Below are 21,953 nucleotides of genomic sequence, written 5' to 3'. Positions count from 1 at the left end.
TAAGATGCCCACTCGTTTGATACGTATCAACCCGCCACGGTAGGCAAAACGTCAGACTCTGACGTCAAACGCAGCAGGATGCAGGTGCATGTCGATGAGCCAACACACCCCCAAACTCTTTGCCGGCGCGCTGATTGCGCTGCTGGTGGCAGCCGGCGGCCTGGGCTACTGGAAGTCCATGCACGACCGTCTGCCCGAAGGCCTGAGCATGGGCAACGGTCGCCTTGAGGCCACCGAGGTGCAGATCGCCACCAAAGTGCCGGGGCGCCTGGCCGAAGTGCTGGCCGACGAGGGCGACGTGGTGCACAAGGGCCAACTGCTGGCGCGCATCGACACCCGCACCATGGAGGCCCAGCGCAACCAGGCCGAAGCCGAAGTACTGCGTGCCCGCGAGAACTACGCGGCCGCCCAGGCCACCGTGCAGCTGCGCCAGAGCGAACAGCTGCTGGCCAGCCAGGAACTCAAGCGCGTGCGCGAACTGTTCCAGCGCAAGTACTCCAGCCAGCAATTGCTCGACCAGCAGCAGGCCCGCTACGACACCAGCAATTCAGCCGTGGTGGCAGCGCGAGCGCAACTCGCGGCAATCAAGGCCGCCATCGGTGCCGCCGAGGCCCAGGTGGCCCAGCTCACCAGCGAAATCGACGACAGCAGCCTGCGCGCGCCCATCGATGGCGTGATCCAGCTGCGCCTGGCCGAACCGGGCGAAGTGCTCGGGGCCGGCGGGCGCGTACTGCTGCTGATCGACCCCAGCGACCAGTACATGAACCTCTATCTGCCCGCCTCCACCACCGGCAAGCTGACCGTGGGCGACCAGGCGCGCATCGTGCTCGATGCCCTGCCCGACCGCGCGCTGCCGGCCAAGATCAGCTTCGTGGCAGCCAAGGCGCAGTTCACCCCCAAGCAGGTGGAAACCCGTGACGAGCGCCAGAAGCTGGTGTTTCGCGTCAAGCTGCGCCTGACCGAGCCCAGCGCGGTGCCCCAGGCCAAGCCGGGCATGCCCGGCGCCGGCTATGTGCGTAGCGCCCCCGTGGACTGGCCGGCCAACCTGCAATGACGGCCCTGGCGCTGCAGGCGCGTGGCATCAGCCACCGCTACGGCTCCCTCGAGGCCCTGCAAAACATCTGCTTTGAACTGCCGGCAGGCACCCGCTGCGGCCTGATCGGCCCGGACGGTGCGGGCAAGTCGAGCCTGCTGGGGCTGATTGCCGGGGTCAAGAAGCTGCAACAGGGCGAGTTGCAGGTGCTGGACGGCTCGATCCGCCAGCGCCGCCACCGCAACAGCCTGTACCCGCGCATCGCCTTCATGCCCCAGGGCCTGGGCGGCAACCTGTACCCCGAGCTGTCGATCAGCGAGAACATCCGCTTCTTCGCCACGCTGTTCGGCCTGAGCCGCACCGAGTGCGACACGCGCATGCACGCGCTGCTGCTGGCCACCGACCTGGAACGCTTTGCCGAGCGCCCGGCAGGCAAGCTCTCCGGGGGCATGAAGCAGAAACTCGGGCTGTGCTGCGCACTGATCCACGAGCCCGACCTGCTGATTCTCGACGAGCCCACCACCGGCGTCGACCCGCTGTCGCGCCGGCGCTTCTGGGAGCTGGTGGAGCAGGTGCGCGGCGAGCGTCCGCAACTGACCCTGCTGGTGGCCACCGCCTACATGGAAGAGGCCGAACAGTTCGAGCACTGTCTGATGCTCGACCGTGGTCGCCTGATCGCCCAGGGGCTGAGCCGCGAGCTGGCCGGCGCCACCGCCAGCGGCAAGCTGGACGACGCCTTCACCTGCTACCAGAGCCAGCAGCAGGATGACCGCAGCCGCACCCAGGCGCCGCTGGTGATCCCGCCACGCCCGGCCGACGACGGCGACATCGCCATCGAGGCCCATGAACTGACCCTGCGCTTCGGCGACTTCACCGCAGTGAACAAGGTCAGCTTCGCCATCGGCCGTGGCGAGATCTTCGGTTTCCTGGGCTCCAACGGCTGCGGCAAGACCACCACCATGAAGGTGCTCACCGGCCTGATGCCGGCCAGCGAAGGCAGCGCCACCCTGCTCGGCCGCCCGGTCGACGCCAAGGACCTGGCCACGCGCAAGCGCGTCGGCTTCATGTCCCAGAGCTTTTCGCTGTATGGCGAACTGAGCGTGCGTCAGAACCTCGAGCTGCACGCGCGCCTGTTCGACCTGAACAAGGCCGACAGCACCCCGCGCATCGCCGAACTGATCGAGCGCTTCGACCTGGGCGACATTGCCGACCAGCAGTCCGGCGCCCTGCCGCTGGGCCTGCGCCAGCGCCTTTCGCTGGCCGTGGCGGTGCTGCACCGGCCTGAAGTGCTGATCCTCGACGAACCCACCTCCGGCGTCGACCCGGCCGCACGCGACGACTTCTGGCGCCTGCTGATCGAGCTGTCCCGCGAGCAGGGCGTGACCATTTTCCTGTCCACCCACTTCATGAACGAGGCGCTGCGCTGCGATCGCATCTCGCTGATGCACGCCGGCCGTGTGCTGGCCTGCGATACCCCAGCCGCGCTGCAACAGCAGTTCGGTGGCCAGACCCTGGAAGACGCCTTCGTCACCTGCCTGGAACAGGCGCAGAACAGCAGCCCGGCGCCGACCGAGGCCCAACCGGTGAGCACCACCGCCGAGGCCACCAGCCCGCCACCCCGTAGCGGCTTCAGCTTCGTGCGGCTGTTCGCGGTAGCCACCCGCGAAGGCAAGGAGCTGCTGCGCGACAAGGTGCGCCTGGCCTTCGCCCTGCTCGGTGCGCTGTTCATGATGGTGATCTTCGGCTACGGCATTTCGCTGGACGTGGAGAACCTGGCATTCGCGGTCTACGACCAGGACCAGAGCCCGCAAAGCCGTCTGTACCTGGAAGCGTTTCGCGGCTCGCGCTACTTCGCCGAACAGGCGCCGATCCGCGACGCCGCGCAACTGCACAAGCGCCTGCAACGCTCGGAAATCAAGCTGGCGCTGGAGATTCCCCCCGGCTTTGGCCGCGACCTGAATGCCGGGCGCCAGCCGGTGGTGGCGGCCTGGCTCGATGGCGGCATGCCGTTTCGCGCCGAAACCAGCCGCAACTATGTGGAGGCCGTGCACCAGGCCAACCTCGAACAGCTCGCCGCGCTGAGCAGCCGCGCACAGCCAGGCCAGGCAGCGGTAAAGCTTGAAACCCGCTTTCGCTACAACCAGGACGTGATCAGCGTGAACGCCATCGGCCCCGGAGTGATGGCGCTGATCCTGGCGTTCATTCCCGCGATGCTCACGGCGCTGGGCATCGTGCGTGAAAAAGAGCTGGGCTCGATCACCAACTTCTACGCCACGCCGCTCACGCGCCTGGAGTTCCTGCTCGGCAAGCAGGCCCCGTACCTGCTGGTGAGCTTGGTCAACCTGGCGTTGCTGGTGGCGATGAACCGCTGGCTGTTCGACGTGCCGTTCAAGGGCAGCGCGCTGGCCCTGGCCTGCGGCGGGGTGCTGTACCTGCTGGCCACCACCAGCCTGGGGCTGCTAATCTCGGCGTTCACCCGCACCCAGATCGCGGCGATCCTGGGCACCATGATCATCACCAGCCTGCCGACCATCCAGTTCTCCGGGCTGATCGTGCCGCGCTCTTCTCTCGATGGCGCGGCAGCACTGATGGGTCAGCTGTTCCCGGCCGGCTACTTCCTCGACATTGCCGTCGGCACCTTCACCAAGGCCCTGGACCTGCGCGAACTATGGCCACAGTGCCTGGCCCTGTTCGGGTTCTTCGCCGGCTTCACCGGGCTGAGCCTGATCATGCTGAAAAAGCAGGAGGTCTGATGCAGCGCCTGGCCCATATCTACCGCCTCGGTCTCAAGGAGCTGACCAGCCTGCGCCACGACAGCGTGCTGCTGCTGTTTCTGCTGTATGCCTTCAGCGTGGCCATCTACATGCCCGCCGCCGGCTCGGTGATCGGCGTGCACAACGCCAGCGTGGCCATCGTCGACGAAGACCACAGCCTGGTCTCGCGCAAGCTGGGCGAGGCGCTGCAACCGCCGGAGTTCCAGCCGGCGGTGACGCTGCCCTACGACCAGCTCGACCAGGCCATGGACAGCGGCCAGTACACCTTCGTGATCAATATCCCGGTGAACTTCCAGAGCGACCTGCTGGCCGGGCGCACCCCGGAACTGCAGGTGAACGTCGACGCCACCGCCATGAGCCAGGCGTTCATGGGCGCCGGCTACATCGGGCGGATCTTCGAACGCGAGCTGCTCGACTACGCCAAGCAGGCCGTGCAGAGCCCGGCGCTGCTGAGCCCACGGGCGCTGTTCAACCCCAACCTGGAGGGCGGCTGGTTTCTGGCGGTGATCCAGATCGTCAACAACATCACCATCCTGGCCATCGTGCTGACCGGCACTGCGCTGCTGCGCGAACGCGAGCACGGCACCCTCGACCACCTGCTGGTACTGCCACTGACGGCACTGGAAATCATGCTGGCCAAGATCGGCAGCAACGCACTGGTGGTGGTGCTGTGCACCTGGGTGTCGCTGGAGGTGGTGGTCAAGGGGGCATTGGGAGTGCCACTGGCCGGCTCCATGGGGTTGTTCCTGGGCGTGACCGCGCTGTACCTGTTCGCCAGTACCGCGCTGGGGATCTTCCTCGCCACACTGGCGCGCTCGACCCCGCAGTTCGGCTTGCTGGCGATCCCGGTGATCATCCCGATGCTGTTGCTGTCGGGCGGCAGCACGCCGCTGGACAGCATGCCGCAATGGCTGCAGTGGGTGATGCAACTGTCACCCTCCACCCACTTCGTCAGCCTGGGTGCCGCGATCCTGTTCCGCGACGCCGACGCATCGGTGGTGTGGCCGGACCTGCTGGCGCTGGCGGCGATCGGCCTGGCGTTCTTTGCGATCGCCCTGGCACGCTTTCGCCGCAGCCTGGCTTCGTGACTACTGCACGATCAGGTTGTTGAACAGCAGGTCGGCCACCACCGGCCGGCCTTCTTCGCCGTTGAGCACCTGCTGCACCTGCTTGAGGGCTTCCTGGCGAAGGTGTTCCTTGGCCTCGACGTTGCTCATGCCGTCCAGGCTCTGCTGGGTGAACAGGGCCACCAGCTGGTTGCGGATCAGCGGTTCGTGGTGCTTGACCGCGGCCGCATCCACATCGTTGTCCACGCGCAACGCCACATCGGCCTTGTACACGCGCAGCTTGGGGCCGCCATCAAGGGCATAGTTGCCCACCAGTGGCGGGGTCAGGGAGATGTACGACACCTTCGGCGCGCCCTCTCCGTCCTTGGCTTCTTCGGCCATGGCCGCCGCTGGCAGCATCAGGGCCAGTACCATCAAGATCCACGCTTTCACCAATTCGCTCCTCAAACAGTTGGCGCCAGCATACCCAGCGCCTTCGCCAAACCCAAGCCCGGGCTTATGCCGGCTTATCAGGCCGGGGCATGCTCGTTGACCCGACACCCTGCCCACCTACACTTATCGGCCACCACCCGCAAAGGAATAGCCCTGATGAAAGCCGTGTTGTGCAAAGCCCATGGTCCGGCCAGCGACCTGGTCCTCGAAGAGGTCGCCAGCCCCGTGCCCAAACGCAATGAAGTGCTGGTGCAGGTGCATGCGGCGGGGGTCAACTTTCCCGACACCCTGATCATCCAGGGCAAGTACCAATTCCAGCCGCCACTGCCGTTCTCGCCGGGTGGCGAAGCAGCAGGGGTAGTGCTGGAGGTGGGCGAAAAGGCCGGGCCGTTGAAGGTGGGCGACCGGGTGATGGCGCTGACCGGCTGGGGCAGCTTTGCCGAGCAGATTGCGGTGCCGGGCTACAACGTGATGCCGATCCCGGCGCACATGGACTTCGCCACGGCTGCCGCATTCGGCATGACCTACGGCACCTCGATGTACGCGCTCACCCAGCGCGGGCAGCTGCAAGCAGGGGAAACCCTGCTGGTGCTGGGCGCGTCGGGCGGGGTCGGGCTGGCGGCGGTGGAGATCGGCAAGGCCCTGGGCGCGCGGGTGATCGCAGCGGCCAGCAGCGCCGACAAGCTGGCCGTGGCCAAGGCTGCCGGTGCCGACGAGCTGATCAACTACAGCGAAAGCGGCCTCAAGGACGAGATCAAGCGCCTGACCGGTGGCCAGGGCGTGGACGTGGTTTTCGACCCGGTGGGCGGCGAGCTGTTCGAGCAGGCGGTGCGCGGGCTGGCGTGGAACGGACGGATGCTGGTGGTGGGGTTCGCCAGCGGGCAGATCCCGCAGTTGGCGGTGAACCTGACGCTGCTCAAGGGCGCGGCGGTGCTGGGGGTGTTCTGGGGTGCGTTCGCGCAGCGCCAGCCGGCGGATAACGCCGCGAACTTCAAGCAGCTGTTTGCGTGGCATGCCGAGGGCAAGCTGAAACCACTGGTGTCGCAGACCTACCCACTGGCCGATGCCGGGGCTGCAATCGAGCAATTGGCGGGGCGCAAGGCGGTGGGCAAGCTGGTGGTGTCTGTGCGATAGCCAAGCCCGCTCCCGCACTGCCCTGTGGGAGCGGACTTGACCCGCGATAGAGGCGTGAACGTCAGCTCATGTCCCAGGCCAGCAGCACCTGCTTGCACCCACGGCACACGAACTTGTAGAACCCGGTATCCCCGCCCGGCGCATACCCCACCGCGGCCCACGACCAGTCCTCCACGGTCATGCCGTTGTACTCGGCCCAGTGCTCCCGGGTCGCCGGCGTGGCCTCACTGATGTCCTCGGCGCTGGCGTCCCCGTGGAACTCGCAGGCGTCACCGCAATGGTGCATCCACTGGCTGTCCTGCCATGTGGGATAGCCCGGCGTGCGGTAGGCGATCTCGTCGAGCACCTCAGGCTTTATGCCCGCCTCCCCCATCGCATACACATCATGGAAACTGCCGTCGTAGCGCCTGGCCGCCGAACCATCGGCGATGCACCACGGGCAGATATCGCCCTCGAGTGTCTGCGCGGTGTACAGCGTGCCGTCATACAGGTAACCACGCGCCTGCCCGCAGCACACGCAAGCCTCGCTGCTGGCCACGATGTAATGAACCTTGCCGGGGTAATAGGTAAAGACCGGAAGTGGTGTTGTCATGGCATTCCTTCTCACAGCTGCTTGAGCGCAAGGTCACGCAGTTGCTGCGGCCAGGCGTCGATGAACATCAGGTCGGGCTGCCCGGCGCAGCGCCGCTCGATAGACGGCAGCGCTGCCTCGAACGCCTGATGCGCCTGCTTGAACTGCAGCAGGGTGGGCGATGCGGGTGACGTCCTGGCCAGCAAGCCGATGGACGTGGCCACGCTGTCCATCTGCCACAGCGGCTGATGCGAGCGGATCTGACGGTAGGTGGTCAGGTAATAGTTGAACAGCTTGCACTGCAGCTGCGGCAACGCGGCCTGGGCATCCAGGGTCATCGCCATGGACTGCTCATCCATGCGAAAGAGCAGGCTCTGCACCACATCGGTTTTCACCGGCTCGCCCGCGGCCACCGTCCAGGGTTCGAACCGCACCTTTGCGATGGCCGCTTCTGCAGACGCACTGAACAACGCATGATCACTGTGCTTGACGGTTACATGGCTGACCGAGCCATCGCGCGAATCGACCTGGTAGCCGATGCGCACAGCGCCCTCCAGGCCCACCAGCCTCATGGCCCTCGGGTATACCGGGGCCGGGGGCTGCGCGAACGTGGGCACATGCTCGGCCTGCACGGCGCAGCACCAGCACAACAGTATTCCAAGCCAGCGTTTCATCCCTGATTCCCAACACGTCCATTGATAAGGGGCGCGATGGTACCGCAGGCTTCACGCCTTGTCCGCCGAATGACAACGCTTGAAGCGTGCCTCCAGGTTGCGGTCGGGCATGGCATGGGTGCGCAGCGCCGAAAGGGTCTGCTCGACATAGTCGCGGGTGGTGCCGTAGCGACCCTTGGCGCTGGCCAGGATATGGCTGAGCAAGGTGTCGGGCAGGTTGCCGGCATAGCACGGCAAGTGCCGCTCCAGCACGAAGCCCAGTGCCTGCACCTTGCTGCCGTCCTCGAGGCGGCAGTTGAGCCAGTGCGGACGGTACGCCGGGTACGGCATCTCGCGCTGCCACAGCGCCAGCAATGAATCCTCCAGGCGCTCTTCGGGCAGCCGATAGGCAAAGCCGCTGCACGAGCCACCACGGTCCAGGCCGAACACCAGCCCCGGGCACTCCGGAGTGCCGCGGTGCTCGTGGGACCACAGGTACAGGCCGCGATGATAGCCATGCACGCGTGCGCGCCGGCGCTCGGCCGCGCTGCATTCCGGTCGCCAGATCAGCGAGCCATAGGCAAACAGCCAGACCGGGCCGCCCTGATGGCGGGACATGGTGTGATCAACCGATTGTCGAAGTTGCTCGTGGGTCAGTTGCTGACCGAAGTCGAGCACCGGAGGGTACGCCAAACTCGAGGGTGCAGTTTCAATTGCCGACATGATCGCCGCCAGAATTCCTCGTGAACTACTGAAGTGGCCCACTGTAAAGTCATTGCACTAACAATACATCGACCGTACGGCAGATGGCCGCTCGAATACAAGCCCCCGTTGCAAACAAAGCCCCCGGCACCGGGGCTTTCAGGCCTGCTGTTTCAAGTGTAGTAATAGTTTTTGGCGGTGCTTGCAATAATTAACGCGGCCAACACTTATAACCAACGAGGCACAATCGGGTTATTTGAATCGGCGCGTTATTGCAACGCGCCGTTATTACCTAAGTTAGCCGCGCGGGGCATAAGCGAATACATCGGCGCGCATCTGGTGTGCGTCCATGCCAGCGTCCACCAGGGCATCGAGGGTGGCGTAGATCATGGTGGGCGAGCCACTAGCATACACGTGCACGCCCGCAAGGTCGGCAATGTCTTCGCACACGGCCTCGTGCAGCAGTCCGCAGCGCCCCTCCCAGCCGCACAGGTCGCTCACCACTTTGTGCAGGAACAGGTTGGGCAGCGTTGCCCACTCGTCCCAGTGCTCGATCTGATAGAAGTCTTCCGGGCGGCGCACTCCCCAGTACAGGTGCACCGGGTGCTTGAAGCCGCTGGCCCGGCAATGTTCGATCAGGCTGTGCATCTGCGCCATGCCGGTACCGGCAGCAATCAGTACCAGCGGCCCGTCCGGCAGTTCGGCCAGGTGCGTGTCGCCAAACGGCAGCTCCACCCGCGCCATGCGGTTGCGCTGCAACTGTGCGATCAGTTCCAGTGCACTGCTCTCGCGGGCCAGCACGTGCAGCTCCAGGTCACGCCCGCTGTGTGGCGCCGAGGCCAGCGAGAACGCGGCCTTGTCGCCAGCTTCGCGCTCGATCATCAGGTACTGCCCGGCGTGGTAGCGCGGCGGCTTGCCGGCCGGCGCGCGCAGACGCACGCGCCACACGTCGCCGCCCACCTCGACACATTCGCTCAACTGGCAGGCCAGCTTGCGCACCGGCAGCTCGCCCAGGGCCAACACGCCATCCCACAGCAACACGCAATCCTCCAGCGGCTCGGCGATGCAGGTGTACAGCTCGCCATGGTCCTTCACCTCGCCATCCTGGCGCACACGGCCTTCCACCAGCAGTGCCGCGCACACATGGCAATTGCCATTGCGGCAGCTCTGCGGGCAGTCATAGCCCAGACGTCGGGCCCCATCCAGTATGCGCTCACCAGGGTTCAGTGCCAGCACCGCCCCGGAGGGCTGCAAGGTAACCTGCATCAGTCTATTCCCAACTGTGTCCACAGCTCATCGATGCGTCGGGTGACGGCCTCGTCCTTGACGATGACACGCCCCCACTCGCGGGTGGTTTCGCCCGGCCACTTGTGGGTGGCATCCAGGCCCATCTTCGAGCCCAGGCCGGAAACCGGCGAGGCGAAGTCCAGGTAGTCGATCGGTGTGTTGTCGATCATCACGGTATCGCGCTTGGGGTCCATGCGCGTGGTGATGGCCCAGATCACGTCGTTCCAGTCCCGCGCGTTGATGTCGTCGTCGGTGACGATCACGAACTTGGTGTACATGAACTGGCGCAGGAACGACCACACCCCCAGCATCACGCGCTTGGCGTGCCCTGGGTACTGTTTTTTCATGGTGACCACCGCCATGCGGTACGAGCAGCCTTCAGGCGGCAGGTAGAAGTCGGTGATCTCGGGGAACTGCTTCTGCAGGATCGGCACGAACACTTCGTTCAGCGCCACGCCCAGAATCGCCGGCTCGTCAGGCGGACGCCCGGTGTAGGTGCTGTGATAGATCGGCTTGGTGCGGTGGGTGATGCGCTCCACGGTGAACACCGGGAAGCTGTCGACTTCGTTGTAGTAGCCGGTGTGATCGCCATACGGGCCTTCGGGCGCCATCTCGCCGGGGTGGATCACGCCTTCGAGGATGATCTCGGCGGTGGCGGGCACCTGCAGGTCATTGCCGCGGCACTTGACCAGCTCGGTACGGTTGCCGCGCAGCAGGCCGGCGAAGGCGTACTCGGACAGGCTGTCGGGCACCGGGGTCACCGCGCCGAGGATGGTCGCCGGGTCGGCGCCCAGTGCCACGGCCACCGGGAACGGCTGGCCAGGGTGCTTCTCGCACCACTCGCGGTAGTCCAGCGCGCCGCCACGGTGGCTCAGCCAGCGCATGATGACCTTGTTGCGGGCGATGACCTGCTGGCGATAGATACCCAGGTTCTGGCGGTCCTTGTTCGGACCTCGGGTCACGGTCAGGCCCCAGGTGATCAGCGGCGCCACGTCGCCCGGCCAGCAGTGCTGGATCGGCAGCGCGCCAAGATCGACGTCGTCCCCCTCGATCACCACGTCGTGGCAGGGCGCATCCTTGACCACCTTGGGCGCCATCGAGATGACCTTCTTGAAGATCGGCAGCTTCGACCAGGCGTCCTTCAGCCCCTTGGGCGGCTCGGGCTCCTTGAGGAAGGCCAGCAGCTTGCCGATCTCGCGCAGTTCGCTGACCGACTCGGCGCCCATGCCCATGGCCACGCGCTCCGGGGTGCCGAACAGGTTGCCCAGCACCGGAATGTCGTAACCGGTAGGGTTCTCGAACAGCAACGCCGGGCCCTTGGCACGCAGGGTGCGGTCGCAGACCTCGGTCATTTCCAGGATCGGGGAGATGGGGACCTGAATGCGCTTGAGTTCGCCGCGCTGTTCCAGGCCGCGGATAAAGTCGCGCAAATCGCGATACTGCATGCGGGAGCCTCGTGTTCGCCGTAGCGGTCGGGGTGCAAAGTGTAGCGCCGAACCCCGCCCGCCAGAATAGACAATGTACAGATAGCAAAAAGCCGGGTTTCCCCGGCTCTTGCGTACCGCCCGTGTTACTTGCGCTTCATCGACAGGAAGAACTCGTCGTTGGTCTTGGTCTGCTTGAGCTTGTCGACCAGGAACTCGATGGCAGCGATCTCGTCCATCGGGTGCAGCAGCTTGCGCAGGATCCACATGCGCTGCAGCTCGTCGTCGGCGGTCAGCAGCTCTTCGCGACGGGTACCCGAACGGTTGATGTTGATGGCCGGGAACACGCGCTTCTCGGCAATGCGACGGTCCAGGGGCAGTTCCATGTTGCCGGTACCCTTGAACTCTTCGTAGATCACTTCGTCCATCTTCGAGCCGGTCTCGACCAGCGCGGTGGCGATGATGGTCAGCGAACCGCCTTCCTCGATGTTACGTGCAGCACCGAAGAAACGCTTCGGCTTCTCCAGGGCGTGGGCGTCGACACCACCGGTCAGCACCTTGCCGGAGCTCGGGATCACGGTGTTGTAGGCACGGGCCAGACGAGTGATCGAGTCGAGCAGGATGACCACGTCCTTCTTGTGCTCGACCAGGCGCTTGGCCTTCTCGATGACCATCTCGGCCACTTGCACGTGACGGGTTGGCGGCTCGTCGAAGGTGGAGGCGACCACTTCGCCGCGCACGGTGCGCTGCATCTCGGTCACTTCTTCCGGGCGCTCGTCGATCAGCAGCACGATCAGGTGGCACTCGGGGTTGTTGCGGGTGATGTTGGCCGCGATGTTCTGCAGCATGATGGTCTTGCCCGCTTTCGGCGGGGCGACGATCAGGCCGCGCTGGCCCTTGCCGATCGGCGCGCACAGGTCGATGACGCGACCGGTGAGGTCCTCGGTGGAACCGTTGCCGGCTTCCATCTTCAGGCGCTTGTTCGGGAACAACGGCGTCAGGTTTTCGAAGAGGATCTTGTTCTTCGCGTTTTCCGGACGGTCGTAGTTGATGGTGTCGACCTTGAGCAGCGCGAAGTAGCGCTCGCCTTCTTTGGGCGGGCGGATCTTGCCGACGATGGTGTCACCGGTACGCAGGTTGAAGCGACGAATCTGGCTGGGCGAGACATAGATGTCGTCCGGGCCGGCCAGGTACGAAGCGTCAGCCGAACGCAGGAAGCCGAAACCGTCCTGGAGAATCTCCAGCACGCCGTCACCGGAGATTTCCTCGCCGCTTTTCGCGTGCTTTTTCAACAGGGAGAAAATCACGTCCTGCTTGCGCGAACGGGCCATATTTTCTATGCCCATCTGTTCGGCCAATTCGAGCAGATCGGTAATCGGCTTTTGCTTGAGTTCAGTCAGATTCATAAGGGGAATGACGTAATCATGTAAGAAGGGGGAATTAAGCTTCTGGCTTAATGAAGCCGCGCCGCAGAGAAGGCGACAGGATCGCGTACTAATTCGAATTGAGGTGCGTCGGCGACGGCGTGCAGGGGGCACTGAAAGAAACAGTGCGAGGCCGAATGTATCACTTGCATTTTCTGGCGTCTAGTCACCAGACAGAGAAAAGCCCCGACGAATGCGGGGCTTTTTTCGACTCAGATATTGGCGTCGAGGAACGCCTGCAGCTGAGACTTGGACAATGCGCCGACCTTGGTCGCCTCGACATTGCCGTTCTTGAACAGCATCAGCGTCGGGATGCCACGCACGCCGTGCTTGGCCGGGGTTTCCTGGTTTTCGTCGATGTTCAGCTTGGCGACGGTCAGTTTGCCCTCGTAGGTAGCGGCGATGTCGTCCAGAACCGGAGCGATCATTTTGCATGGGCCGCACCATTCAGCCCAGTAGTCGACCAGCACCGGACCTTCAGCCTTGAGCACGTCGGCTTCGAAGGTGGCGTCGGTGACGTGTTTGATAAGATCGCTGCTCATGGAAGTCTCCAAGGTCGTAAGCAAAAAAACGTGGCCCATCATAGCCGCCATCGCCGTAGACAGGAAGCCACGCGCGATTGACTGTAACTATAGTTGTGCGAGACGTTGCATATCGACTGTCACACAAAAGTCATAAAAAAGACTCGCAACTGCGTCAGGTCAAGCCTTGCCACACTGCGCGTTGGCGTCGGCGGCGGATCGTGGCACGATTGCCGGGTTATCGACCGAGAACCCATCACCATGCCGCAAAACCCAGCCAAGAATCTGTCCCTGATAGCCGCCATCGACCTGGGCTCCAACAGTTTTCACATGGTCGTGGCCAAGGCCCACCACAACGACATTCGCATCCTGGAGCGGTTGGGGGAAAAGGTTCAGCTGGCCGCCGGCATCGACGAAGAGCGCCAGCTCAGCGAAGAGTCCATGCAACGCGGGCTCGACTGCCTCAAGCGCTTCGCCCAACTGATCAACGGCATGCCTGACGGCGCGGTGCGCATCGTCGGCACCAACGCCTTGCGCGAAGCGCGCAACCGCGGCGAATTCATCCGCCGCGCCGAAGCCATTCTCGGACACCCGGTGGAGGTGATTTCCGGCCGTGAAGAAGCACGCCTGATCTACCTGGGCGTCTCCCATACCCTGGCCGACACCCCCGGCAAGCGCCTGGTGGCCGACATCGGCGGCGGCAGTACCGAATTCATCATCGGCCAGCGCTTCGAGCCCCTGCTGCGCGAAAGCCTGCAGATGGGCTGCGTGAGCTTCACCCAGCGTTACTTTCGCGACGGCAAGATCACCCCGGCGCGCTATGCCCAGGCCTACACCGCCGCGCGCCTGGAGCTGATGAGCATCGAGAATGCCCTGCACCGCCTGACCTGGGATGAAGCCATCGGCTCCTCGGGCACCATCCGCGCCATCGGCCTGGCCCTGAAGGCCGGCGGCATGGGCAACGGCGAGGTCAACGCCGAAGGTCTGGCCTGGCTCAAGCGCAAACTGTTCAAGCTGGGCGATACCGACAAGATCGACTTCGAAGGGGTCAAGCCCGACCGGCGCACCATCTTCCCGGCGGGCCTGGCGATCCTGGAGGCGATCTTCGACGCGCTGGAACTGCAACGCATGGACCACTGCGAAGGTGCCCTGCGCGAAGGCGTGCTGTACGACCTGCTGGGCCGCCACCACCACGAAGACGTGCGCGAACGCACCCTGACCTCGCTGATGGAGCGCTACCACGTCGACCAGGGGCAGGCGGCACGGGTCGAGCGCAAGGCGCTGCATGCCTTCGACCAGGTGGCCAAGGCGTGGGATCTTGAAGACGGGATCTGGCGCGAACTGCTGGGCTGGGCGGCCAAGGTGCACGAAGTGGGGCTGGACATCGCCCACTATCATTACCACAAGCACGGCGCCTACCTGATCGAGCACTCCGACCTGGCCGGCTTCTCCCGTGAAGACCAGCAGATGCTGGCACTGCTGGTGCGCGGGCACCGGCGCAACATCCCCAAGGACAAGTTCGCCGAATTCGGCGACGACGGCGTGAAGCTGATTCGTCTGTGCGTGCTGCTGCGCTTCGCGATCCTGTTCCACCACATCCGCGGCACCCAGCAGATGCCGACGGTCAAGCTGCATGCCGCCGGCCAGAGCCTGGATGTGGAGTTCCCGGCCGGCTGGCTGGAACAGAACCAGCTGACCCAGGCCGATTTCGGCCTGGAAGCCGAATGGCTGGCCCGGGTCGGCTTTACCCTCAGCGTACGATAAGCACCGGGTTGCTCAGGCGCTCGAGCAGAGTGGCCTGGGCACTGCGCGGGTTCTGGTTGCCGGTCGGCGTGCTGCGCACATAGCGGCCGTCCGACTGCAGCAGCCACGCGTGGGTGTTGTCGGTCAGGTACCCCTCCAGCTCCTTCTTCACCCGCAGGATCAGCTTCTTGCCCTCCACCGGGAAGCAGGTCTCGACACGCTTGTCGAGGTTGCGCTCCATCCAGTCGGCACTGGAAAGGAACATCTGCTCTTCCCCGCCATTGAGGAAGTAGAACGCCCGGGTGTGTTCCAGGAAACGCCCAATGATCGAGCGCACGTGGATGTTGTGCGAAACGCCCGGAATGCCCGGACGCAGGCAGCACATGCCACGCACCACCAGGTCGATGCGCACGCCCGACTGGCTGGCCTTGTACAACGCCTTGATGATCTTGGGGTCGGTCAGCGAGTTGAACTTGGCGATGATGTGCGCCGGCTTGCCTTCCAGGGCGAACTGGGTCTCGCGCGCGATCATGTCGAGCATGCCCTTCTTGAGGGTGAACGGCGCGTGCAGCAGCTTCTTCATGCGCAGGGTCTTGCCCATGCCGATCAGCTGGCTGAACAGCTTGCCGACGTCCTCGCACAAGGCGTCGTCGGAGGTCAGCAGGCTGTAGTCGGTGTACAGGCGGGCGTTGCCGGCGTGGTAGTTGCCGGTACCCAGGTGCGCATAACGCACGATCTCGCCGGCCTCGCGCCGCAGAATCAGCATCATCTTGGCGTGGGTCTTGAACCCGACCACGCCATAGATCACCACCGCACCCGCCGCTTGCAGGCGGCTGGCCATCTGCAGGTTGGACTCTTCGTCGAAACGCGCGCGCAGTTCGATCACCGCGGTGACCTCCTTGCCGTTACGCGCCGCGTCCACCAGCGCGTCGACGATCTCGGAGTTGGCGCCGCTGCGGTACAGGGTCTGGCGCACGGCCAGCACGTGCGGGTCTTTCGCCGCCTGACGCAGCAGGTCGACCACCGGGGTGAACGACTCGAAGGGGTGCATCAGCAGGATGTCCTGCTTGCTGATGACACTGAAAATGTTCTCGCTGTTCTGCAACAGCTTGGGAATTGCCGGGGTGAACGGGGTGTACTGCAGCTCCGGGTGGCTGTCCAGGCTGGTGATGCTGAACAGGCGCGTGAGGTTGACCGGGCCATTGACCTGGTACACCTCGTGCTCGCTCAGGCTGAACTGCTTGAGCAGGTAGTCGGACAGGTGCTTGGGACAGGTATCGGCCACTTCCAGGCGCACCGCATCGCCATAGCGACGCGAGAACAGCTCGCCACGCAGGGCGCGGGCCAGGTCTTCGACGTCCTCGGAGTCCAGCGCCAGGTCGGCGTTGCGGGTCAGACGGAACTGGTAGCAGCCCTTGACCTTCATGCCCTGGAACAGGTCGTCGGCGTGCGCATGGATCATCGACGACAGGAACACGTAGTTGTCGCCGGGGCCACCGACGTCTTCCGGCACCTTGATCACCCGCGGCAGCAGACGCGGCGCCGGAATGATCGCCAGGCCCGAATCACGGCCGAACGCATCGATGCCTTCGAGCTCGACGATGAAGTTCAGGCTCTTGTTCACCAGCAGCGGGAACGGGTGGGTCGGGTCCAGGCCGATCGGGGTAATGATCGGCGCGATCTCGTCGCGGAAGTAGCGGCGCACCCAGGTCTTGAGCTTGGTGGTCCAGTGTCGCCGGCGGATGAAGCGAATCTGGTGCTTTTCCAGCTCCGGCAGCAGCACGTCGTTGAGGATCGCGTACTGGCGGTCCACTTCGCTGTGCACCAGCTCGCTGATGCGCGCCAGCGCCTGGTGCGGCTGCAGGCCATCGGCGCCGGCCTGCTCGCGAGCGAAGGTGATCTGCTTCTTCAGGCCCGCCACACGAATTTCGAAGAACTCATCCAGGTTGCTGGAAAAGATCAGCAGGAACTTCAGTCGCTCCAGCAGCGGGTAGGACTCGTCCAGCGCCTGCTCCAGCACGCGGATGTTGAACTGCAGCTGGGACAATTCGCGATGGATGTACAGGCTGCTGTCGTCCAGGCCCGGCACGGCAATCGCCGGCACCGCCGGGGCCGGAGCCACCACGGGCGCCTCGGCTTCGACCACCGGCGCGGGCTCGAGGTCCGGCGGGGTTTCGACCAGTTGCTCGGGCACCGGCTGGGCATCCTTCACTTCGACTTCGGTAAGTGCTTCGTTATTCATCTAGCGTTCCTGAAGGGCGTTACTGCCCTCTCATCAATTGTGCGGCGCGAACAGCGAAATAGGTCAGGATGCCGTCGGCGCCCGCCCGTTTGAAAGCGGTGAGGGATTCGAGGATAACCCCTTCCGAGAGCCAGCCGTTCTGGATCGCGGCCATGTGCATCGCGTACTCGCCACTGACCTGGTAGACGAAGGTCGGCACCTTGAACTCGTCCTTGACCCGCGCAAGGATATCCAGATACGGCATGCCTGGCTTGACCATTACCATGTCGGCGCCTTCGGACAGGTCGGCGGCCACTTCATGCAGGGCCTCGTTGGTGTTGGCCGGGTCCATCTGGTACGAGGCCTTGTTGGCCTTGCCCAGGTTCAGCGCCGAGCCGACCGCGTCGCGGAACGGGCCGTAGTAGGCGCTGGCATACTTGGCCGAGTAGGCCATGATGCGCACGTTGACATGACCGGCCAGCTCCAGGGCTTCACGGATCGCCTGGATCCGCCCGTCCATCATGTCCGACGGGGCCACCACCTGGGCGCCGGCCTCGGCATGCGACAGCGCCTGGCGCACCAGGGCGTCGACGGTGATGTCGTTCTGGACGTAGCCTTCCTCGTCGAGGATACCGTCCTGGCCGTGGGTGGTGAACGGGTCCAGTGCCACGTCGGTGATCACCCCCAGCTCCGGGAAGCGGTCGCGCAGGGCGCGGGTGGCGCGCTGGGCAATACCGTCCGGGTTGTAGGCTTCGGCGCCATCCAGCGACTTCCTGTCCAGCGGGGTCACCGGGAACAGGGCCAGCGCCGGAATACCCAGCTTCACCCACTCCTCGGCGGCCTGCAGCAGCAGGTCGATGCTCAGGCGCTCCACGCCGGGCATCGAGGCGACTTCCTCGCGACGGTTTTCGCCGTCCAGCACGAACACCGGCAGGATCAGGTCGTCAACAGTCAGTGTGGTTTCGCGCACCAGGCGACGGGAAAAGTCGTCACGGCGGTTGCGACGCAGGCGAGTGGCAGGAAACAAACGGTTAGCGGGGGTAAAGCTCACGGCAGACTCCTGAGCCCGCGCAGGCGGGCGAGCGCGACAGTTATAAGCAGCCATTATGACGCCCGTATGACGACCTGAGGCAACCCTGCGACTTATGGACGCATTCATTCTCCTTGTAGGAAATGTTCACGTCGAGACACATTTGGACACTTTCCCTAAAGCCTCCCAGGGGGTAGGCTGCGCGTTCATTTCGCCAGCACCCAGAAAATGCTTGAACAATTCCTGCAGGATTTCGGCTATTTTGCCCTTTTTCTAGGCACCTTTTTTGAAGGTGAGACCATACTGGTTCTCGCCGGATTTCTTGCGTTCCGTGGCTACATGGATATCAACATGGTGGTGCTGGTTGCCTTCTTCGGCAGCTATGCCGGCGACCAGCTGTGGTACTTCATGGGGCGTCGTCACGGGCGCAAGCTGCTGGCGCGCAAGCCGCGCTGGCAGATGATGGGGGACCGTGCGCTGGAGCACATCCGCCGCCACCCCGACATCTGGGTGCTGAGTTTCCGTTTCGTCTACGGCCTGCGCACGGTGATGCCCGTGGCCATCGGCCTGTCCGGTTACCCGCCGCGCCGCTACCTGCTGCTCAACGGCATCGGTGCCGCGGTATGGGCACTGGCCCTGGGCGCGGCCGCCTACCACTTCGGCGCCATCCTCGAAGGGCTGCTGGGCAACGTGAAGAAGTACGAGCTGTGGGTACTCGGTGCCCTGGTGCTACTGGGCGCCCTGCTGTGGCTGCGCCGGCGCTTCAAGGCCGCGCGCATTGCCCGCCAGGAAGCCGCCGAGGCCCAGGCCGAACTGGCACGGGCCCGGGAGCAGCACACTGGCGAAGGTGGCGACCGGCCATAGGCCTGGCTGCTCGCTCTCACGACTGAACACTCCCCCTGCATTGCGATCTATGTAGAGAGCCTGGCGAGAATGGCCAAATCAGGGGACATTTAGCGCCTTGAACGGGAGTAGTGAGCATGACCAAGAAAAAAGTTGCGGTGATCCTTTCCGGTTGCGGTGTGTACGACGGTGCCGAAATTCACGAGAGCGTCATCACCCTGCTGCGCCTTGACCAGCGTGGCGCCCAGGTGCAGTGCTTTGCACCGAACATCGCGCAGATGCATGTGATCAACCACCTTACCGGCGAAGAGATGCCCGAAACGCGCAACGTGCTGGTGGAGTCGGCGCGCATTGCGCGCGGCGAGGTCAAGGACCTGCGTGAAGCGAATGCGGACGACTTCGACGCACTGATCGTGCCCGGTGGCTTCGGCGCTGCGAAAAACCTCTCCAACTTCGCCGTGGAAGGCGACAAATGCTCGGTCAACCCCGATGTGCTCGCACTGGCCGAAGCCTTCGCCGAAGCGGGCAAGCCGGTGGGCCTGATCTGCATTTCGCCGGCCCTGGCGGCCAAGATCTACGGGCCAGGCGTGGTCTGCACCATCGGCAACGATGCCGACACCAGCGCGGCCGTGGTCAAGATGGGCGGCACCCATGAAGAATGCGATGTGCACGACATCGTCGAAGACACTCAGCGCAAGCTGGTCAGCACGCCTACATGCTGGCGCAGAGCATCGGCGAGGCGGCGGGCGGGATCTACAAGCTGGTCGACCGGGTGCTGGAACTGACCCACGAGGCCGACTGAGGCATCACTGCGGGTAGGCGCGTGCCAACCGCGTGAGAATGCGGTCCAGCGCATTGGCGAAGGCCTGTTTCTCACGCTCGCCGTAGGGCGCCTGCCCACCACCGACCTGGCCCTGCTCGCGCAGGTCTGTGAACAGGTTGCGCACCGCCAGCCGCTCGCCCATGTTGCGCTCGTCGAATTCGCGGCCACGCGGATCGAGCGCGGCCACCCCCTTCTTGACCAGCCGATCGGCCAGCGGCACATCGCTGCAGATCACCAACTCGCCGGGCACGGCGTGTTCCACCAGGTAGTCGTCGGCAGCATCCGGCCCACTGGGCACCACGATGAGCCTGACGCAGGCAAAGGCCGGCTTGATCTGGCCCTGACCGGCGACCAGCACCACCTCGAACTGGCGCTTGAGGGCAAATTTGACCAGTTGGTCCTTGGCCGCCTTGGGGCAGGCATCGGCGTCGATCCAGACACGCATGGTTGGGTTATCCACCGCAAAAAGAACAAGGGGCACAGTATCCCTGCATTGGCGCGGCGTTGCAGCATTCGCCGACAAGCCAGCGCAGGGGCCCTCGATCAGTGCACCGAAACCCGCCGCCCTGCCAGCCAGCTGCGCCCGTACAACACTGCAATGGCCACCAGCGCCAACGCCTGCGCGGCCAGCGAATACGCATCGGCATGAATCCCGAGCCAGTCGAAGTCGAAGAACGGCACTGGCCGCGTACCGAACACCCCCGCCTCCTGCAACGCCTTCACCCCATGCCCGGCGAACACCACCGACAACGCGCACAGCAGCGCCGCGTTGATGCTGAAGAACAACGACAGCGGCAATTTCGCCGACCCGCGCAGAATCACCCACGCCAGCCCCACCAGCAGCACCAGCGCCGCCGCCCCGCCGGCCAGCACCGCATCGTGCGCCGCAGGCCCGGCCTGAAGCCACAGGGTTTCGTAGAACAGGATCACCTCGAACAGTTCGCGGTAAACCGAAAAGAACGCCAGCACGGCAAAGCCGAAGCGGCCGCCGCCCCCCACCAGGCTGCTCTTGATGTAGTCCTGCCAGGCCGCCGCATGGCGCCGGTCGTGCATCCACACCCCCAGCCACAGCACCATCACGCAGGCGAACAGGGCGGTGCAGCCCTCCAGCAGTTCACGCTGTGCGCCCCCCACGTCGATCACGTAGGCAGCCAATGCCCAGGTGGCAAAGCCCGCCACCAGGGCCAGCGCCCACCCCACGTTGACGCTGCGCACCGCCGACTGCTGCCCGGTATTGCGCAGGAAGGCCAGAATCGCCGCCAGCACCAGGATTGCCTCCAGCCCCTCGCGCAGCAGAATCAGCAGGCCGGAGATGAAGCTCAGCGACCAACTCAGGCCATCGCCACCCAGCAGCTTGGCCGATGCTTCGAGCTTGGCCTTGGCCGCCGCCAGGCGTTGCGTCACCTGCTCCACCGGCAAGCCGTCCTGCAACCCCTGGCGGTAGGCCATCAGGGCCTTTTCGGTGTTCTTGCGCAGGTTGGCATCGACGTTGTCCAAAGCGCTTTCCACCAGCTCGAAGCCCTCCAGGTACGCCGCCACCGACAGGTCGTAGGCCTGCTCGTGGTCGCCGGCACGATAGGCGGCCAGGCTCTGTTCGAGGGTGGTGGCGGTGTAGTCGATCAGTTGGCCAGGGCCGCGTTGCGCCGCTGGCGGCTTGGCGCGCTGGGCGCGAAAGGCGGCCGCCGCCTCACCACCCTGGGTGTCACGCACCTGCGCCGGGGTGAGCTGCGCCAGGTCGGCCAGGCTGAAGCGCCGGTCGGCCTGCCCAGCACCAGGCTCGGCGCTGAAGCCGGCAATGTAGCTGGCCACATCCCAGCGCTGGCGCTCGTCGAGCTGGTCGGCGAACGCCGGCATGTCGCTGCCCTCGATGCCCTGCTCCATCACCCGGTACAGCTCGGCCAGGCTCAGGGTGTCGAGCCGCGCCGCCTGGCGCAGATCGCCCGGCGATGGTTCCAGACCCAACCCCGCCGGCCCATCGCCGGCGCCGCCGTCACCGTGGCACACCGAACAGTGCTGGGCGTACAGCGGTGCACCGCGGGCCGGGTCCGGGGTAATCAGCGGCGCTTGCGGCGCGGCACTGCTCAAGGCACTGCCCAGGGCCAGCAGCGGCCCTAGCAGCCAGGCGAACACACGGGGGCGGGGCATCATGGGAGCCAATCTCGAACAGGAATGAGGAGGATTGCATTGTTCACTTCCACTTGCGCCGGCTCAAGCACCACCCGGAAGTTTCATGAAAAATTTTGAAACAAGTTTATCTCCTACCCCAGGAAT

Annotated in this window: 17 protein-coding genes and 2 pseudogenes; 7 read left to right on the top strand and 12 right to left on the bottom strand. The window is 64.7% G+C overall.

The window, feature by feature from the left end; genetic code table 11:
• Positions 1-94: 94 nt before the first annotated feature.
• The 3 genes from DN387_RS14570 to DN387_RS14560 are packed head-to-tail and all read left to right on the top strand — an operon-like array spanning position 95 to position 4,895.
• Positions 95-1,054, top strand: coding sequence for an HlyD family secretion protein (locus DN387_RS14570; RefSeq protein ID WP_080922916.1), 960 nt, complete (start codon positions 95-97; stop codon positions 1,052-1,054).
• Entirely contained in the window at positions 1,051-3,786 is a 2,736-nt protein-coding gene (gene rbbA / locus DN387_RS14565; protein ID WP_054915501.1) for a ribosome-associated ATPase/putative transporter RbbA, read from the top strand. The genes DN387_RS14570 and rbbA overlap by 4 nt, the downstream gene beginning before the upstream one ends.
• Positions 3,786-4,895 carry an ABC transporter permease gene (locus DN387_RS14560; protein ID WP_043863399.1) on the top strand — a complete coding sequence of 370 codons (1,110 nt, stop codon included), beginning with the start codon at positions 3,786-3,788 and terminating at the stop codon, positions 4,893-4,895. The genes rbbA and DN387_RS14560 overlap by 1 nt, the downstream gene beginning before the upstream one ends.
• On the opposite strand, the gene DN387_RS14555 is transcribed toward DN387_RS14560, so the two are convergent.
• Positions 4,896-5,306 (bottom strand): flagellar basal body-associated protein FliL, encoded by a 411-nt coding sequence (locus tag DN387_RS14555; protein ID WP_054915500.1) that lies wholly within the window; start codon positions 5,304-5,306, stop codon positions 4,896-4,898.
• Positions 5,307-5,462: 156 nt separating this feature from the next.
• Between DN387_RS14555 and DN387_RS14550 the strand changes: the two genes are divergently transcribed.
• Entirely contained in the window at positions 5,463-6,440 is a 978-nt protein-coding gene (locus tag DN387_RS14550; protein ID WP_054915499.1) for an NADPH:quinone oxidoreductase family protein, read from the top strand.
• Between the two features lie 61 nt (positions 6,441-6,501).
• Here the strand turns inward: DN387_RS14550 and DN387_RS14545 are convergent, their stop codons facing one another.
• The 7 genes from DN387_RS14545 to trxA all read right to left on the bottom strand — a co-directional run bounded on the left by DN387_RS14545 (position 6,502) and on the right by trxA (position 13,043).
• A complete protein-coding gene (locus tag DN387_RS14545) occupies positions 6,502-7,032 on the bottom strand; it encodes a CbrC family protein (RefSeq protein WP_054915498.1) in 531 nt (176 codons plus the stop codon).
• Between the two features lie 11 nt (positions 7,033-7,043).
• On the bottom strand, positions 7,044-7,685 hold the full coding sequence (locus DN387_RS14540) for an energy transducer TonB (RefSeq protein ID WP_082405753.1): 642 nt from the start codon (positions 7,683-7,685) through the stop codon (positions 7,044-7,046).
• 51 nt (positions 7,686-7,736) lie between these two features.
• Positions 7,737-8,387 carry a gamma-glutamylcyclotransferase gene (locus DN387_RS14535; RefSeq protein ID WP_043863394.1) on the bottom strand — a complete coding sequence of 217 codons (651 nt, stop codon included), beginning with the start codon at positions 8,385-8,387 and terminating at the stop codon, positions 7,737-7,739.
• A gap of 276 nt (positions 8,388-8,663) precedes the next feature.
• Entirely contained in the window at positions 8,664-9,632 is a 969-nt protein-coding gene (locus DN387_RS14530) for a CDP-6-deoxy-delta-3,4-glucoseen reductase (protein WP_043863393.1), read from the bottom strand.
• Positions 9,632-11,098, bottom strand: coding sequence for a 4-hydroxy-3-polyprenylbenzoate decarboxylase (gene ubiD / locus DN387_RS14525; RefSeq protein ID WP_054915496.1), 1,467 nt, complete (start codon positions 11,096-11,098; stop codon positions 9,632-9,634). The genes DN387_RS14530 and ubiD overlap by 1 nt, the downstream gene beginning before the upstream one ends.
• A gap of 125 nt (positions 11,099-11,223) precedes the next feature.
• Complete coding sequence (gene rho, locus DN387_RS14520) at positions 11,224-12,483, bottom strand: transcription termination factor Rho (RefSeq protein WP_043863391.1); 1,260 nt, start codon at positions 12,481-12,483, stop codon at positions 11,224-11,226.
• 230 nt (positions 12,484-12,713) lie between these two features.
• On the bottom strand, positions 12,714-13,043 hold the full coding sequence (gene trxA, locus DN387_RS14515) for a thioredoxin TrxA (RefSeq protein ID WP_043863390.1): 330 nt from the start codon (positions 13,041-13,043) through the stop codon (positions 12,714-12,716).
• Positions 13,044-13,283: 240 nt separating this feature from the next.
• Between trxA and ppx the strand changes: the two genes are divergently transcribed.
• On the top strand, positions 13,284-14,786 hold the full coding sequence (ppx, locus tag DN387_RS14510; RefSeq protein WP_043863389.1) for an exopolyphosphatase: 1,503 nt from the start codon (positions 13,284-13,286) through the stop codon (positions 14,784-14,786).
• Here ppx and ppk1 read toward each other — a convergent pair.
• Together ppk1 and hemB are read right to left on the bottom strand one after the other, a co-directional pair.
• The gene (gene ppk1 / locus DN387_RS14505; RefSeq protein ID WP_043863388.1) at positions 14,773-17,007 is read right to left on the bottom strand and encodes a polyphosphate kinase 1; all 2,235 of its coding nucleotides are present in this window, start codon (positions 17,005-17,007) and stop codon (positions 14,773-14,775) included. The genes ppx and ppk1 overlap by 14 nt on opposite strands.
• 19 nt (positions 17,008-17,026) lie before the next feature.
• On the bottom strand, positions 17,027-18,037 hold the full coding sequence (gene hemB, locus DN387_RS14500; protein ID WP_043863387.1) for a porphobilinogen synthase: 1,011 nt from the start codon (positions 18,035-18,037) through the stop codon (positions 17,027-17,029).
• A gap of 207 nt (positions 18,038-18,244) precedes the next feature.
• Here hemB and DN387_RS14495 point away from each other — a divergent pair, with 207 nt between their 5' ends.
• Together DN387_RS14495 and elbB are read left to right on the top strand one after the other, a co-directional pair.
• Positions 18,245-18,880, top strand: coding sequence for a DedA family protein (locus tag DN387_RS14495; RefSeq protein WP_054915495.1), 636 nt, complete (start codon positions 18,245-18,247; stop codon positions 18,878-18,880).
• Positions 18,881-18,996: 116 nt separating this feature from the next.
• A pseudogene (elbB, locus tag DN387_RS14490) lies at positions 18,997-19,661 on the top strand (isoprenoid biosynthesis glyoxalase ElbB).
• 4 nt (positions 19,662-19,665) lie between these two features.
• Here the strand turns inward: elbB and DN387_RS14485 are convergent.
• Positions 19,666-20,127 carry a YaiI/YqxD family protein gene (locus DN387_RS14485; protein WP_043863384.1) on the bottom strand — a complete coding sequence of 154 codons (462 nt, stop codon included), beginning with the start codon at positions 20,125-20,127 and terminating at the stop codon, positions 19,666-19,668.
• 98 nt (positions 20,128-20,225) lie between these two features.
• A pseudogene (locus DN387_RS14480) lies at positions 20,226-21,749 on the bottom strand (FTR1 family protein); the annotation flags it as partial.
• Between the last annotated feature and the right edge of the window lie 204 nt (positions 21,750-21,953).

The organism is Pseudomonas sp. FBF18 (assembly GCF_024261405.1).
GTDB classification, from domain to species: Bacteria; Pseudomonadota; Gammaproteobacteria; order Pseudomonadales; family Pseudomonadaceae; genus Aquipseudomonas; species Aquipseudomonas palmensis.
The sequence above is the reverse complement of the archived record's forward strand: the minus strand, read 5'-3'. Positions and strand labels throughout refer to the sequence as shown.